Source organism: Marisediminicola sp. UYEF4 (assembly GCF_040546025.1).
In the GTDB taxonomy this organism is placed as follows: Bacteria; Actinomycetota; Actinomycetes; order Actinomycetales; family Microbacteriaceae; genus Marisediminicola.
Map to the genome: position 1 here is coordinate 23,796 of NZ_JBEPNA010000005.1, position 14,411 is coordinate 38,206.

At 67.6% G+C, this 14,411-nt stretch carries 15 protein-coding genes; 14 read left to right on the forward strand and 1 reads right to left on the reverse strand.

The genetic code is table 11. The features are described from left to right. Positions 1-327: 327 nt before the first annotated feature. The 5 genes from ABIB15_RS06890 (at position 328) to ABIB15_RS06910 (ending at position 6,410) form a co-directional block, all read left to right on the forward strand. Complete coding sequence (locus ABIB15_RS06890) at positions 328-3,153, forward strand: Rne/Rng family ribonuclease (RefSeq protein WP_354476316.1); 2,826 nt, start codon at positions 328-330, stop codon at positions 3,151-3,153. A gap of 265 nt (positions 3,154-3,418) precedes the next feature. Then, entirely contained in the window at positions 3,419-4,252 is an 834-nt protein-coding gene (locus ABIB15_RS06895) for a permease (protein ID WP_354476318.1), read from the forward strand. After that, on the forward strand, positions 4,242-5,078 hold the full coding sequence (locus ABIB15_RS06900) for a TIGR03943 family putative permease subunit (protein ID WP_354476320.1): 837 nt from the start codon (positions 4,242-4,244) through the stop codon (positions 5,076-5,078). Before ABIB15_RS06895 ends, ABIB15_RS06900 begins: the two co-directional genes overlap by 11 nt. Beyond that, complete coding sequence (locus tag ABIB15_RS06905; protein WP_354476322.1) at positions 5,003-5,497, forward strand: hypothetical protein; 495 nt, start codon at positions 5,003-5,005, stop codon at positions 5,495-5,497. Before ABIB15_RS06900 ends, ABIB15_RS06905 begins: the two co-directional genes overlap by 76 nt. Before the next feature lie 43 nt (positions 5,498-5,540). Continuing rightward, positions 5,541-6,410: a WD40 repeat domain-containing protein gene (locus ABIB15_RS06910; protein ID WP_354476323.1), complete on the forward strand. Its 870-nt coding sequence runs from the start codon at positions 5,541-5,543 to the stop codon at positions 6,408-6,410. 5 nt (positions 6,411-6,415) lie between these two features. Here the strand turns inward: ABIB15_RS06910 and ABIB15_RS06915 are convergent, their stop codons facing one another. Continuing rightward, the gene (locus ABIB15_RS06915) at positions 6,416-6,691 is read right to left on the reverse strand and encodes a DUF4031 domain-containing protein (RefSeq protein WP_354476325.1); all 276 of its coding nucleotides are present in this window, start codon (positions 6,689-6,691) and stop codon (positions 6,416-6,418) included. Between the two features lie 32 nt (positions 6,692-6,723). On the opposite strand from ABIB15_RS06915, the gene ABIB15_RS06920 reads away from it, so the two are divergent. The 9 genes from ABIB15_RS06920 to ABIB15_RS06960 all read left to right on the forward strand — a co-directional run bounded on the left by ABIB15_RS06920 (position 6,724) and on the right by ABIB15_RS06960 (position 14,407). Beyond that, complete coding sequence (locus tag ABIB15_RS06920; protein WP_354476327.1) at positions 6,724-7,269, forward strand: hypothetical protein; 546 nt, start codon at positions 6,724-6,726, stop codon at positions 7,267-7,269. A 161-nt stretch (positions 7,270-7,430) separates the two neighbouring features. After that, positions 7,431-7,739, forward strand: a complete 309-nt coding sequence (rplU, locus tag ABIB15_RS06925) for a 50S ribosomal protein L21 (protein WP_354476329.1) — start codon at positions 7,431-7,433, stop codon at positions 7,737-7,739. A 30-nt stretch (positions 7,740-7,769) separates the two neighbouring features. Beyond that, the gene (gene rpmA, locus ABIB15_RS06930; RefSeq protein WP_354476331.1) at positions 7,770-8,039 is read left to right on the forward strand and encodes a 50S ribosomal protein L27; all 270 of its coding nucleotides are present in this window, start codon (positions 7,770-7,772) and stop codon (positions 8,037-8,039) included. Positions 8,040-8,180: 141 nt separating this feature from the next. Then, a complete protein-coding gene (gene obgE / locus ABIB15_RS06935; protein WP_354476333.1) occupies positions 8,181-9,734 on the forward strand; it encodes a GTPase ObgE in 1,554 nt (517 codons plus the stop codon). 8 nt (positions 9,735-9,742) lie between these two features. Next, entirely contained in the window at positions 9,743-10,561 is an 819-nt protein-coding gene (gene proB, locus ABIB15_RS06940) for a glutamate 5-kinase (protein ID WP_354476335.1), read from the forward strand. A gap of 49 nt (positions 10,562-10,610) precedes the next feature. Next, the gene (locus ABIB15_RS06945) at positions 10,611-11,894 is read left to right on the forward strand and encodes a glutamate-5-semialdehyde dehydrogenase (protein ID WP_354476337.1); all 1,284 of its coding nucleotides are present in this window, start codon (positions 10,611-10,613) and stop codon (positions 11,892-11,894) included. Between the two features lie 60 nt (positions 11,895-11,954). Continuing rightward, positions 11,955-12,149, forward strand: coding sequence for a hypothetical protein (locus ABIB15_RS06950; protein WP_354476339.1), 195 nt, complete (start codon positions 11,955-11,957; stop codon positions 12,147-12,149). A gap of 12 nt (positions 12,150-12,161) precedes the next feature. After that, on the forward strand, positions 12,162-12,764 hold the full coding sequence (gene nadD, locus ABIB15_RS06955) for a nicotinate-nucleotide adenylyltransferase (protein ID WP_354476341.1): 603 nt from the start codon (positions 12,162-12,164) through the stop codon (positions 12,762-12,764). Continuing rightward, the gene (locus tag ABIB15_RS06960) at positions 12,761-14,407 is read left to right on the forward strand and encodes a hypothetical protein (protein ID WP_354476343.1); all 1,647 of its coding nucleotides are present in this window, start codon (positions 12,761-12,763) and stop codon (positions 14,405-14,407) included. Before nadD ends, ABIB15_RS06960 begins: the two co-directional genes overlap by 4 nt. Positions 14,408-14,411: the final 4 nt, after the last annotated feature.

Sequence of the window (14,411 nt, forward strand, 5' to 3'; positions counted from 1 at the left end):
ATTTGGGGTAGTCGTCCGAGCCGCGCTCGGATCGACGCCAAAGAAAGCTTTCCGGGCATCAAACCGGACCGCTCCATTAAGTGCAGCGTCGGATAGCCAGTTCCGTTCAGTGAGACCAAAGACGATCGCCATCAGGGCCAGATGATCCCGGGTCACGTATCCGGGGTACCTGCACTACGACAACCGAGCGTGTTCGCACGGTTCGAGGCACCTGGCTGATGGCGCAACCGATAAGAATTTGCGGGAGCTGGCCAGCGCCAGTGAGCGCTCGAGAGAGTACCCGACGGGCAGCGCGGCTGACCGGAGCGGGCTAGGAGTGCACCAGTAATGGTGGAATACAACGAAAACACCGACGAGACACCGCGCAAGCGCAAGGGACTCTTCGGCTCCCGGCGCGTCAGGAGCGCCGACTTGATCCCCGCAGAGCAGTCGGCGGCGCCGGCTCCGGATGCTGCCCCGCAGCGGAACCTGCCTGCCGCGGCGCAGCCTGTTGTGGAGCAGCCTGTTGTGGAGCAGCCTGTCGCTGGGCAGCCGGCCATCGAGCAGCCTGTTGCTGAGCAGCCGGCCATCGAGCAGCCGGCCGCTGAAACGCCCGTGACGCAGCGCGCACCCCGTTCACGTCGCGCGAGCAGTGCATCCGCGGGCGCACCGGCCGACTCGGCACCCACCGAGAGCCCCACCGAGAGCCCCACCGATGAGGCCCCGCTGGTGGAAGCCGTCTCGGTGCCTCGCACGCGCCAGCCCGCAGCGAAGTCGAACGCGCCCCGATCCACCGCGGCGAGCCGCGCGGCGAAGGCGAAGGCGGCAGAAGATGCCGCCGACGACATCACCCAGCAGCCGGCCCAGGATCTCGCAACGAAGCCGACCGAGCCGTCCATCGAGCAGTCCACCGAGCTGGAGGCCCCTGCCGCACCCGCGCGCCCCTCGACCTCGCTCCTGTTCCAGGCACCCGATCTGCCGGCCTACACGCCGCGCCAGCAGCCGCGCGACAACCGTGGCGGCAACGATCGCGACAACCGCAGCGACACGCGCAGCGACTCCCGGGGAGAGCCGCGCGCCGACGGCACGGGCGATGGCACCGACGACGACCAGACCACCGTTCGCCGCCGCTCGCGCCGCCGCTCCGGCGAAGAGGACCGAGACACCGGCAGCTCCAACCCGCGCAACACCGTCGTCAAGGTGCGCACCCCACGTCCGCAGCCGGAACCGATCACCGAACCACAGCGCATCAAGGGCTCCACGCGCCTCGAGGCCAAGAAGCAGCGCCGCCGCGACGGCCGCGACGCCGGACGCCGCCGCCCGGTCATCACCGAGGCCGAGTTCCTCGCCCGCAGGGAAAGCGTCGACCGGGTCATGGTCGTGCGGGCCAAGTTCGGCCGCATCCAGATCGGCGTGCTCGAAGACGGCGTGCTCTCCGAGCACTACGTCGCGAAGGCGCAGGAGGCGAGCCTCATCGGCAATGTCTACCTCGGCCGGGTACAGAACGTGCTCCCGAGCATGGAGGCCGCATTCGTCGACATCGGCCGTGGCCGCAACGCCGTGCTGTACTCCGGTGAGGTCGACTGGGATGCCGCCGCACTGGAGAACTCGTCCGGCGGAAGCCAGGCCCGTCGCATCGAGCTCGCTCTCAAGCCGGGTGACAAGGTGCTCGTGCAGGTCACCAAGGACCCGATCGGCCACAAGGGCGCCCGCCTGACAAGCCAGGTCTCCCTTCCCGGCCGCTACCTCGTCTATGTGCCGAACGGTTCCATGAACGGGATCAGCCGCAAGCTGCCCGATACCGAGCGAGCCCGCTTGAAGAAGATCCTCAAGGAGGTCCTTCCCGACAACGTCGGCGTGATCGTTCGCACCGCGGCCGAGGGAGCGACCGACGAACAGCTCACCCTCGATGTCAACCGGCTCACTTCGCAGTGGGCGCGCATCAGCGAGAGCGTCGAGAAGGCCCAGGCGCCGGCCCTGCTGCACAGCGAGCCCGACCTGCTCGTCAAGATCGTCAGGGACGTCTTCAACGAAGACTTCCAGAAGCTCGTCATAGATGGTCAGGATGCCGAGGAGACGATTTCGAGCTACCTCGCCCAGGTCGCACCCGACCTCGTCGACCGCATCGAGCGCTACGAGTCCGAGACCGACTCGTTCGACGCGCACCGCATCTCGGAGCAGATCGAGAAGGCGCTCGATCGCAAGGTGTGGCTCCCGTCGGGCGGGTCGCTCGTCATCGACCGCACCGAGGCGATGACCGTCGTCGACGTCAACACCGGCAAGTTCGTCGGCTCAGGGGGCAACCTCGAAGAGACCGTCACGATGAACAACCTCGAGGCAGCAGAGGAACTTGTCCGGCAGCTGCGGTTGCGCGACATCGGCGGGATCATCGTTGTCGACTTCATCGATATGGTGCTCGAGTCGAATCGCGACCTCGTGCTGCGTCGCCTCGTCGAGTGCCTCAGCCGTGACCGCACCAAACACCAGGTCGCCGAGGTCACGTCGCTCGGACTCGTGCAGATGACCCGCAAGAAGCTCGGGCTCGGACTCATCGAGTCGTTCAGCGAAAACTGTGAGGTCTGCGCGGGCCGCGGAGTTGTCATCCACCACGACCCGGCCACCAAACACCGCCAGTCGCCGCAGCCGGAGACCGGCCGCCGCGGCCGCAAGGGCGGCAACGGAGGAGGGTCCACCCCTCCGTCGGCGCCGAAGTCTGGGACGGGAACGCACGCGATTACGGAGGACGCGCGTAACGCACTCGCGAAGATCGCGACGTCGACGATCCTCACCCATGTCGATGCTCACGCCAGGTCTGAGCTTGTACCTGTCGCGGCCGCCGAGCAGACAGCCGAGCAGGCGGCCGCGCAGCCCGCTGAGCAGGTAGGCGAGCAGGCAGCCGCGCCGCAGGCCGAGCCGGAGGCGCCCGTCGAGGTCGATGCGCCGGTCCGCGTCGAGGCACCCGCAGAGGCTCCGGTCGCGATCTTCGACCTGCCGCTCAAGAGGCAGACGCGCGCCCCACGCAAAATCTCGACCCACGACGCGGAGCAGATTCTCGACTCGGTGCTCGACGCTCTTCCTGAGCCCCGACAGGCCGGACAGGGGCGCGTGCGCACCTCGCGCCGCGCATCCTCCGCCGGCACCGTGTCGGCGCCGGCGGACGGGTCCCGGAAGTAGCTCGCTCGTCGCGGCGGCAGACGGCGCCAGCGAGCGTCCAGGGTTGCCGCGTGGCAGAAGGGGCGATCAGGGCTAGACGAAGCGCCGGAGGGACGTCCAGCCCACGGGGCATCGGCCCGGGCACGATCGTCGGCCTTCTCGTCGGGTTCTGGGGATAGCGTCGCTGTTCGCGGTGCGCGCGTTCACGACCCGGATCGACGGCCCGACTCTGCCGGGCGCGGCACAGGACCTGCTGACGCTCACCTACAGCGTGATCATCGAGTAGTTGCCCTTCGTTCTGCTCGGTATCGTCGTCTCGATCATCGTGCAGGTCTGGGTTCCCGACCGGTGGATCGTGAAGATCCTGCCGAAGAACGCGACTCTGCGCCGCGTCGTCGTATCGTTCCTCGGCATGTTCCTGCCGGTCTGCGAGTGCGGCAACCTGCCGCTCGCGCGGGGAATGATCGCCAAGGGATTCACTGTCTCAGAGTCGATGACGTTCCTGTTGGCCGCCCCGATCCTCAACCCCATCACCATCATCACCACCCATCAAGCCTTCGGCTTCGACGACGGCATCCTCGTCGCTCGCCTCCTCGGCGGATTCACGATCGCGAACCTCATCGGGTGGCCGTACAGCAGGCATCCCGACCAGGACAGCCTCCTCACCGATCGTTTTGTGGCCGAGTGCGCCGTGCCCGACCCGCACCAGCAGCGCCAGACGAAGGCCCAGAAGAGCATCGAACTGTTCGTGCGTGAGACCGGGGTGATCATGCCCGCGCTGTTCATCGGCGCACCGCTCGCCGGACTTGTGCAGGTGCTTGTGCCCCGCGCCGTGCTCGTGAACCCAGGCAGCAATCCGCTGTGGTCGGTTCTGGCGATGATGGTGCTCGCCTTCGTGATCTCGGTCCGCTCCAACGTCGACGCGTTCTTTATCCTGCCGTTCGCCAGTACGTTTATGCCGGGATCGATCGTGACCTTCCTCGTCTTCGGCCCCATCGTCGGCATCAAGATGCTCGCGATGATGCGCACGACGTTCACGACGAGAACCCTCGTGCAGCTGAACCTCGTTGTGGCGCTGGTCAGCGCGGCGATCGGACTGGTGGTGAATTATGTGGCGTAGCGCGATCATCTCGGGAATCTGGCGGTGGCAGGGCCTCGCCCTCATGACGGTGTCGATTGTCGTGAGTATTTGGCTCGCCGCGACTGGTCAGCTGATCCGCTACATCCATCCCCGCTACGTGCTCTTCACGGTCATCATGGCCGTTATCGGACTCGCCCTCGTCGCCGCCAGCTTCCTGCCGCGCGCATCCCATGACCACGACGGGCGGCCCTCCGGCACCGGCGCCGTGCTGGCGGGCATTGCGACCGCGGCCACTCTCACGCTCGCCGCGACGCTCATGATCCTTCCTCCGGCCACGTTGTCGTCGGCGACCGCCGACCAACGGGTCATCAACAGCACCGGGGTGCGCACCGACGGTGCGAGCGTCGACGACGTCTCCTCGGCGACGGATGCCGCGGTCGCCTCGTTCTCGGTGCTCGACTGGGCGTCCCTCCTCCGCCAGACAAGCGATGTCGCGTTCTACGATGGCAAACCCGCCTCCGTCGTGGGCTTCATCGCGCGCCACCCGGACGACCCGGAGAACATGTTCTACCTCTCCCGGTTCGTGATCACCTGCTGCGCGGTCGACGCGCAACCGGTGGGGGTGTTGGTGTACCTCGAGAACTGGGAAGGCACGTTCGCCGTCGACGAGTGGGTCGCGGTCGAGGGCGGATTCGGCGCGAATCCGAGCCGCCAGAGCACACAGCCGATCGTGCTCGTCCCCGCCGACATCATCGTGACCGAGCAGCCGACCGAACCGTACCTGTACTGGTGGGCGTTTTCTCGCCGGGCCTGCCCGGCGGCGACTTCTTCCGCCGTGCGCTCACCACCATCGTGGTCTCGCTGATCGCCGTGTGTGCCGTGCTGGTCGCCCTCAGCTTCGTGCAGGGCCCCAAGCTGCAGAGCGCGATCGTCGACCCGGAGCGCGTGGTCACTGCCCCCAGCCAGCAGCTCAGGCTGTTCGCAAACCAGGCGTTGTCCGAAGTCGACCCCGAGCAGGTCGAGATCTCCCCGGCAGCGCCGTTCACCGTGTCGGTGGAGAACGACATCATCCAGATCCAGTTCACGGGCCTGCTCTCCTTCGACACTGACTACACCGTCACGGTGACGGTGACGGGGGGTCACGAGTCGGTACCAGGACCGCGAGGCCGAGTTCCGGCACGAGTTCACGACGGCCACCGAGGCATTCACCTACCTCGATCGGGCCGATCCAGCGCGGCCGGGGCAGCGCGACCGCATCGTCGGCACCGGCGTCAGTGGCGATGAGCGGGAGACCATCTTCGAGGCCGAGCGCATCCAGGATTTCGCGATGTTCCCTGGTGCGGTCGCCGTCGTGACCGTCGACGAGGACGGCGCCGGTTCACTCTCGGTCGTCAGCCTCGCCGACGGCGCGGTGCAATCGCTCGGGGTGCCGTGCAATGTGACCATTGACGCGATCGGCTCCGGTCCGGATTCGGGGATCCTCGCATTCACAGTGACGAGCCTCGACCGGGACGCCACGGAGTACACCGGCACGCTGTTCACCGTCGACCTCGAGGGCCCCCCGGATGCCGCTCCCGTGCCCGGCCTCGACGGCGCACCCCTCGAAGTGCTCGATTGGAGCTTCCTCCCGACTGGAGGCGCGGCCGTCGCCCGCACGGTCGACGGCACCATCCTGCAACTCGACCTCACCGACGGCGCCCCCGCGACGCCGCTCGGCAGCTATACCGACCTGATCGCGGTGGCGCCCGACGGCACCGAGGTTGTCGTCGCGGACATCTACGGCGCCATCGCTCTATCGCTGGCCACCGGAGACGAGCGGCGGCTGCCGACCCCTCCGATCGACGGCATCCCGACGTTCGGCGGGGAGATCGAACTTCTCGGCAACGCGCAAGGGACTGTGCAGCAGGTCGCGATCCTCGACGAGGAGACCGGCAGATTCGCGAGCTTCGTCGTCTTCACTGACGGCGAGATCGTGCTAATTCTCTACGAGAGCCCCGATGGCCAAGGCAGAATCGAGGGTTTCACCGTGTCGCCGAACGGCCAGTACGTCGCCATCACCGTCATCCCGAACGTGTCGACGAGCGTGCCCGACGCCTATGCCGTCGACCCGAGGTCGACATCGATCTCGTCCGTCCTCGTCGACATCGCGACGGGAGCGATCGTTCGCAGTGTCGACGGCTTCGGGGTCGAATGGTAGCCGGTTCAGGCGGTGCCGCGACGCTCAGCCTGCGAGACGCGAAGGCCGCTGGAGCGCAGCCGCAGCACGAGTTCGCGGTTCGAGACCGGCACTGCCCCCGCCGCGACGAGCGCGTCGTAACGCTCGGCGGGCACGTCGTAGTGGTCCCGGTCGAATCCACGTGCGGGGATCCCGCAGCGGGCCGCGAAGTCGTGCAACTCCTCGAGCGACGCATCGCTCACCAGGTGCGACCACAGCGTGTTGTGGGCAGGCCACATAGGCTGGTCGATGAGCACTGTCATGGGGCGATTCTAGGCACGGGGAAGCGGAACGGATGGCGCGGGTGAAGTTCGGCAGACGGGGACTCGTTGTCGCGGCAGTGACCGCCCTGATCGTCTTCGGCACGATCCTGGCGCAGCAGGTGCTTTCCACGCTCATCTCCCTCGCGACGGTACCGGCCGGATCGAGCTCCTTCCTTCCGCTCGTCGTCGGACAGGAGTCGGTGACCGCACTCACGGGCAGCCTCCCGCTCTCGGTCGGGCTGTTCCTCAGCCTCTGGCAGCTCGCCCCCATTGGCGCCGAGCTGCGCCTCGCCCATGTCCTGAGCCGCGCGCTGCTGGCCTCGGGGATCGGCGCTGCCCTCGTCGCATTCGTCTGGCTCGTGGTGGGCGGCGTCGAGACGGTGGGACGCCTGTTCGATTCGGAGACGGCAGAGTTCGCCCTCTTCGCGTTCGGCTCCGCCGCGTTCTCCGGGGTGCAGCGCGCCGGCCTCGCCTTTGTCGAGACGACCCCCCTCATCCTGCTCTCCGGGGTGCTGCTATGGCTCTGGCTGCGCGAGCACACCCGCGACTACGACGTGTCCGGAATGCTCGACCTGTGAGCGCCGTTCCGAACTCACAGCAACACGCGGCCGGTCAGGTTTGACCCTGCATGGTTTGTTCGCGTACTGTTGACCCTTGGCGCGAGCTGGGCTAAGCCCGCATTGCGCGCCGATGATCTTTCTGTCTGATGTGTGTCAGATCCAAATAGTTAGGGTTCCAAGTGGTTTACGCAGTTGTGCGCGCCGGTGGTCGTCAAGAAAAGGTAGAGGTTGGCACGATTGTCGTCCTCGACCGAATCAAGGCCGATAAAGACGGCAACATCGAGCTGGCCCCCGTGCTGCTCGTCGACGGAGACGCGATCACGCATGACGCGTCCGAGCTGGCGAAGGTCACGGTGACCGCCGAGGTCATCACCGACCTCCGCGGCCCGAAGATCGTCATCCAGAAGTTCAAGAACAAGACGGGTTACAAAGTTCGCAAGGGCCACCGCTCCGAACTGACGCGCGTCAAGATCACCAGCATCAAGTAACTTTTCCTACAAAGCAGGGGCTGAACACTCATGGCACACAAAAAGGGCGCAAGCTCCACTCGTAACGGTCGCGATTCCAACGCGCAGTACCTCGGCGTCAAGCGCTTCGGCGGCCAGGTCGTCAAGTCGGGCGAGATCATCGTCCGCCAGCGCGGCACGCACTTCCACCCCGGCGTGAACGTCGGCCGTGGCAAGGACGACACTCTGTTCGCCCTCTCGGCCGGTTCGGTCGAGTTCGGCGCAAAGGGCGGCCGCAAGGTCGTCAACATCGTCCAGGCACCAGTCGCGGCCTCCGCGTAGTTTGTGCACGGGCTGCCACGGCAGCCAGAGTGAGGGCGAGCTTCGGCTCGCTTTCACTGTTTAACCCAACCGGTACGGCGCGGCCACGCAGGCCCGCGCCACCACAATCGCCGCAGAGCTCGGCACGAAGGGAGCACGATCATGGCTACCTTCGTTGACCAGGTCACGCTGCACCTCAAGGCAGGACACGGCGGAAACGGCTGCGTCTCGGTCAAGCGGGAGAAGTTCAAGCCCCTCGCCGGGCCCGACGGCGGCAACGGCGGCGACGGCGGCGACATCATCCTCGTCAGCGACACACAGACGACCACGCTGCTTGGCTACCACCGTGCACCGCATCGCACGTCCCCGCACGGCGGCCCCGGCATGGGCGACCACCGCGCCGGCTACCACGGCGAGGACATGATCCTCCCCGTTCCCGTCGGCACGGTCGTCAAGTCCACCGACGGCGGCGAGCTCATCGACATGGTCGAGCCCGGTATGCGCTTCGTCGTCGCCCTTGCCGGTCAGGGTGGGCTGGGCAATGCGTCACTCGCCTCGACCAAGCGGAAGGCCCCTGGTTTCGCCCTCCTCGGAACGCCCGGGTGGGACGGCGACGTGCTCCTCGAGCTGAAGGTCGTCGCCGACATCGCCCTTGTCGGTTATCCGTCCGCGGGAAAGTCGAGCCTCGTTGCGGCCATCTCTGCGGCGAAGCCGAAGATCGCGGACTACCCGTTCACCACGCTGCACCCGAACCTCGGCGTCGTCGAGTCCGGCGACACCCGCTATACCGTTGCCGATGTTCCGGGCCTGATCGAGGGCGCGAGCGAGGGCAAGGGGCTGGGGCTCGAGTTCCTCCGTCACGTCGAGCGCTGTACGGCTCTGCTGCACGTGCTCGACTGCGCCACGCTCGAACCCGGCCGCGACCCGCTTAGCGACCTCGACATCATCCTTGGCGAGCTCGCCGCCTATCCGGTGCCCGAGGGTCAGCTGCCGCTTCTCGAGCGCCCCCAGCTCATCGCGCTCAACAAGATCGACGTGCCAGAGGCGAGAGAGCTCGCCGAGCTGGTACGACCGGACCTCGAGGCGCGGGGCTACCGCGTGTTCGACATCTCCACGGTCAGCCATGAGGGCCTGCGCCAGCTCTCCTTCGCTCTCGGCGAGCTCGTGGCCCACGGACGCGCGGCAAAGGCCGCCGAGCCGGAGAAGCCCCGCATCGTCATCCGCCCGCGCGCGGTGAACGAATCGAACTTCGTGATCAAGGTCGAGGGAGGTTCCGGCGGAAACATCTACCGCGTCGTCGGGGAGAAGCCCGAACGCTGGGTCGCGCAGACCGACTTCACTAACGACGAGGCCATCGGGTACCTCGCCGACCGCCTCGCGAAGCTCGGCGTCGAGAATGAGCTGTTCAAGTCGGGCGCCGTCGCCGGCTCCACCGTCATCATCGGCAAGGATGGCCATGTCTTCGACTGGGAGCCGACCCTGAGTTCCACAGCCGAGCTCGCCACCGCCCCGCGTGGCAGCGACCCGCGCCTCTCCGAAGCGCAGCGCGCGACCCACGGCCGTCGCCGCGAGACCTACCTGGAGCGCATGGACGCCAAGACTGCCGCGCGGGACGAGCTGATGCGCGAACGCAACGCGGGGATGTGGAACGATGACGAGGGATTCGAGGTCGACCGCCAGAGTGCCCCTGACAACGGCGCCACGAATCAAGACTGAGCCGCACGATGTCCGAGCAGCTCCCGCTCATCACTGGACGGATCGCCTCGCGCGCCGAGATACCCCGAGCCGGGCGAATCGTCGTCAAGGTCGGCTCCTCCTCGATCAGCGGCGCCAATGCAGGCCAGATCGGCCCACTCGTCGACGCGCTCGCGACCGCGCACGGGCGCGGATCGGATGTCGTGCTCGTGTCGTCCGGAGCTATCGCCACGGGCATCCCGTACCTGCGGCTCGACTCCCGCCCCACCGACCTTGCGACCCAGCAGGCCGCCGCCGCCGTCGGACAGAACGTGCTGATCTACCGTTACCAGGACAGCCTCGACCGGTACGAGATCGTGGCCGGGCAGGTGCTCCTCACCGCCGGCGACCTCGAGAACCCCGTGCACCGCAGCAACGCGCAGCGCGCGATGGAACGCCTACTCGGCCTGCGTATCCTGCCGATCGTCAACGAGAACGACACCGTCGCGACACACGAGATCCGCTTCGGCGACAACGACCGGCTCGCGTCGCTCGTCGCCCAGCTCGTGCACGCCGACCTGCTGCTGCTGCTGTCGGATGTCGACGCGCTGTACACCAGGCCTCCTGGCACGGCCGGAGCCCGACCCATTCACCACGTCGCGTTCGGGGAGGACCTCGCGAGCGTCGAATTCGGCGATATCGGGTCCGCCGGCGTCGGAACCGGGGGAGCAGGCACGAAGGTGGCCGCGGCAACCCTCGCGGCAGCATCCGGTACGCCGGTGCTTCTCGCCGCGACAACGCAGGTGGCCGCGGCCCTCGACGGGGCCGAGATCGGCACGTGGTTCGACCCGGCTCCACCGCGCCACTGAGGCGCAACGCCACGGGGCCGGGGGACTCGGAACGCCCTACGATGTCGGTATGACTGAGACCGCCGTTTCCGCTCGAACGCTCACCGTGCGAACCCTCACAGACAAGCTGGTCGCCGCGCGCGAGGCGTCGATCACTCTCGCCACCGCGACCGCCGACCTCAAGAACGCCGCCCTTCTCGCCATCGCGGCGGCCGTCGCGACGGGAGCCGAGCGCATCATCCCGGCGAACGAACGCGACCTCGAGAACGGCCGATCGAACGGGTTGAGCGTCGCACTGCAGGATCGCCTCCGCCTCGACGAGGGTCGCCTCGCCGCACTCGCCGCCGCCGTCGGCGAGATCGCCGCGATCGCCGATCCGGTCGGCGAGTTGGTTCGGGGTCGCACCCTGCCCAACGGCCTCCGCATCAGCGAAGTCCGCGTTCCCTTCGGCGTGGTTGGTGCCATCTACGAGGCGCGGCCCAATGTGACCGTCGACATCGCCTCGCTCGCGCTGAAGAGCGGCAATGCCGCCGTGCTTCGGGGCGGCAGTGCCGCCGAGAACACGAACCGGGTTCTCGTCGAGCTCATCCAGGAGGCGATCGCGTCGGTCGGTCTCCCCGCGGACTCAGTGCAGACCATCGACGAGTTCGGCCGGGAGGGCGCCAGGGAGCTGATGCAGGCCAGGGGCCTCGTCGATGTGCTCATCCCGCGGGGGAGTGCGAGCCTGATCAGCACGGTCGTGCTGGAGTCGAAGGTGCCCGTCATCGAGACCGGCGCGGGGGTCGTCCACGTGTTCCTTGACGAATCGGCCGACGAGGAGTGGGCGGTCGCGATCACCCACAACGCGAAGGTGCAGCGCCCGAGCGTCTGCAACGCGCTCGAGACGATCCTGGTCCACCGGGCGTCGGCGGCCCGGCTGCTCCCGCCCGTCCTCGGCCGGTTGCGGGCATCCGGGGTCACCGTGCACGGTGACGCGGCCACCCTCGACCTGTTCGCGGACGCGACGCCTGCGACCGAGGAGGACTGGAGCACCGAATACATGTCACTCGACGTGTCGGTGCGCATCGTCGACGACCTCGACGCCGCGATCGAGCACATCCGCCGGTATTCGACCCACCACACCGAATCCATCGTCACGAACGATGTGGGGAGCGCCGAACGCTTCCTGGCCGAGGTTGATTCGGCCGTGGTGATGGTCAACGCCTCCACCCGGTTCACGGATGGCGGGGAATTCGGATTCGGCGCCGAAGTGGGCATCTCCACCCAGAAGCTGCACGCGCGAGGCCCGATGGGCCTCAGCGAACTGACCAGCACGAAGTGGATCGTGCGCGGTTCCGGGCACGTTCGCGGCTAGTCGCGACTGTGCCCGGTACGCTGGGATCTGCGGCCCTGTCGCCGCCGAACGGAGAACGCCATGTCAGTCCACGCACTCGTCCTCGCCGTCGAAACGGCCGAGGCCTCGCTTCCCTTTCCCGCCCTCGTCTTCGCGGCGATCGCGGCGATCGCCTTCCTCGCCTTGGCCATCGTCGTCTGGAGCTTCCGCGATGTCGCTAACCGGCACAGCCAGAAGACCGGTGGGCAGGCCGGTCACGGTGCCGACCACCACTAGGCCAGAAGCCTGATGGTCGACTCCACCGCTGCCCGCCCCAGGATCGGGGTCATGGGTGGTACGTTCGATCCCATTCACAACGGCCACCTGTCGGCCGCCAGCGAGGTTCGACAGCACTTCAACCTCGATGAGGTTGTGTTCGTGCCGACCGGGGTGCCCTACCAGAAGACCGGCGTCACGGCGAGTGAGCACCGCTATCTCATGACCGTGATCGCGACGGCATCCAACCCGTCGTTCACTGTCAGCCGCGTCGACATCGACCGGATCGGGCCGACCTACACGATCGACACCCTGCGTGACCTTCGCGCCGAACGGCCGGACGCAGACCTGTTCTTCATCTCCGGCGCGGACGCTGTCGCGCAGATCATCGACTGGAAGGACGCCGTCGAACTGTTCGAACTGGCGCACTTCGTAGCTGTGACCCGGCCGGGACATCCGCTCTCCGTTTCCGGATTACCCGAGCAGGACGTAAGCTTGCTCGAGGTGCCCGCGCTGGCAATCTCGTCGACCGATTGCCGAAGCCGGGTCAGCCGGGGATTCCCAGTGTGGTACTTGGTCCCAGACGGTGTCGTTCAGTACATCTCCAAACACCATTTGTATCGGAGCACGACATGACAGTGTGGCACGACCAGCCGCCGCTCAGCCGACGTCAGGTGCGAGAAAACTCGCCAACCGACACAGACGAGAGCGCCATCGCCGACGAGAGCGCCGCGGGGGAGAACCCGCCGCGCAGGTCTGCCGGTCGACGCGTGCAATGGGACCCGTCCGCCGAGACGCCCGCGCCCGGGTCGAATGCCCGGTCGGCTGTCGAGTCGGATGCCGAGACGGCTCCCTCACGCGGCGCCGACGCGCCCGGCGAAGATAACCCCGCCGGGTATCGCGCACGCGACTACCGCCCGGACATCCGACGGGCCGTTTTCGCGCCGATCACAGCGGGCGCCCCGCAGGATCCCTGGAGCCCGCCGGAGGACCCGGCCGGCACGATCGGGGAGCCCGAGCGGGCCGCCCTGCCGACTGAGCTCGCGGCCCCCGAGTACACGATGACCAGGCGCGCCCTTCGTGAACTTCGCCAGCGCGCCGAGGCCGCCGGCCAGGAGGCGCCAAATGTCGTGCGCGACGCAAACGGTGCCCTCGCGCTGACCGGATCCATCCCGGTGATCGACCTCCCCCGGGACGACGACGGCCAGATCGCCGAGGAGGTGTCCGTTACGGCGGATGCCGAGCACGATGCACCGCCGGACGCCGAGCTTGATGCGGCCGACCCGGAGTCTGTCATCGAGCAGCCGGTTGAGGAGCAGTCCACCGCCGAGCACACAGAGCCTGAGCACGAACGCATCCCTGTCGACGTCATCGTCGCCGAGCAGGCCCTCGCGAGTGCGATCATCGACGAAGCGACGATCAGCGAGGCCACGATCATCGAGGTCGATGGCGCCGAGGCGGCCGATGGTGCCGACGGGCAGGTCGAGTCCGATGGGTTCGACGGCGACACCGTGATCTCCACTCCCGTACCTCTCGGCGTTCCGATCGACGTACCGATCGACGGGACGACGGCCGACGCGACCGGGTCAGATTTCGACACCGTCCATGCGCTCATCGAACCCGATGCGCCCGAGAGGTTCGAGGCGCAGCCGCAGGCCGGACCGCAGCCGGAGAGCTTGAGCCCGTTCGACGCGCTCTTCCTGGCGCCGTCGTCGGAGGCACGGCCGGTCAACGTCGCGCCGCCGCTACTCGAGCACGATGGTGGTCGCGGTGTCGAGCCGGCTCCGGATGCTGCCCCCTACGGCCACTGGTCGACCCAGGCGGCGCTCGATGATGCAAGCCAGTCCAACGAGGCTATGCTCAGCCGCAACGTCGGTCACGCCACCGGGGCGATCACGACTCACGCACTCGTGCTGCCGTCGGCGCCGTCATCCGGCGACCGCCTCCTCACCGCCGTCACCGCAACGGGCGAGATCATGGTGACCGGCTCAATCGACCTGCCGCGTTCGTTCGGGTCGACGGGCGCGCATCCGGCCCTCTTCGATCATCCCGATGTCGACGCCCTGATCGACGAGAGCGACAGGGAGGACGCCGTCTCGGAGTCCGCCCCCGTGCGGGCGATCCGGGCCGTCAGCAGCAACTCCTCCACGCGTGGGGTGATCGAGGCTCCCGCACCGCGGAAGTCCCGCCTGCCCCTCATCGCTGGTATCACCGGCGGAAGCGCCCTGCTCGTCGCCGCCGGCGTCGTTGTGGCCGGCTTCATCTTCAACGTCTTCTAACCCC

Bases quoted from the DNA above. Each gene is read 5' to 3' on its own strand.
- ABIB15_RS06920 (WP_354476327.1), top strand. From the start codon at position 6,724: ATGGCGCGGGTGAAGTTCGGCAGACGGGGACTCGTTGTCGCGGCAGTG.
- proB (WP_354476335.1), top strand. From the start codon at position 9,743: ATGTCCGAGCAGCTCCCGCTCATCACTGGACGGATCGCCTCGCGCGCC.
- obgE (WP_354476333.1), top strand. From the start codon at position 8,181: ATGGCTACCTTCGTTGACCAGGTCACGCTGCACCTCAAGGCAGGACAC.
- ABIB15_RS06915 (WP_354476325.1), bottom strand. From the start codon at position 6,691: ATGACAGTGCTCATCGACCAGCCTATGTGGCCTGCCCACAACACGCTG.
- nadD (WP_354476341.1), top strand. From the start codon at position 12,162: ATGGTCGACTCCACCGCTGCCCGCCCCAGGATCGGGGTCATGGGTGGT.
- ABIB15_RS06945 (WP_354476337.1), top strand. From the start codon at position 10,611: ATGACTGAGACCGCCGTTTCCGCTCGAACGCTCACCGTGCGAACCCTC.
- ABIB15_RS06890 (WP_354476316.1), top strand. From the start codon at position 328: ATGGTGGAATACAACGAAAACACCGACGAGACACCGCGCAAGCGCAAG.
- ABIB15_RS06910 (WP_354476323.1), top strand. From the start codon at position 5,541: ATGTTCCCTGGTGCGGTCGCCGTCGTGACCGTCGACGAGGACGGCGCC.
- ABIB15_RS06900 (WP_354476320.1), top strand. From the start codon at position 4,242: ATGTGGCGTAGCGCGATCATCTCGGGAATCTGGCGGTGGCAGGGCCTC.
- ABIB15_RS06960 (WP_354476343.1), top strand. From the start codon at position 12,761: ATGACAGTGTGGCACGACCAGCCGCCGCTCAGCCGACGTCAGGTGCGA.
- rpmA (WP_354476331.1), top strand. From the start codon at position 7,770: ATGGCACACAAAAAGGGCGCAAGCTCCACTCGTAACGGTCGCGATTCC.
- ABIB15_RS06950 (WP_354476339.1), top strand. From the start codon at position 11,955: ATGTCAGTCCACGCACTCGTCCTCGCCGTCGAAACGGCCGAGGCCTCG.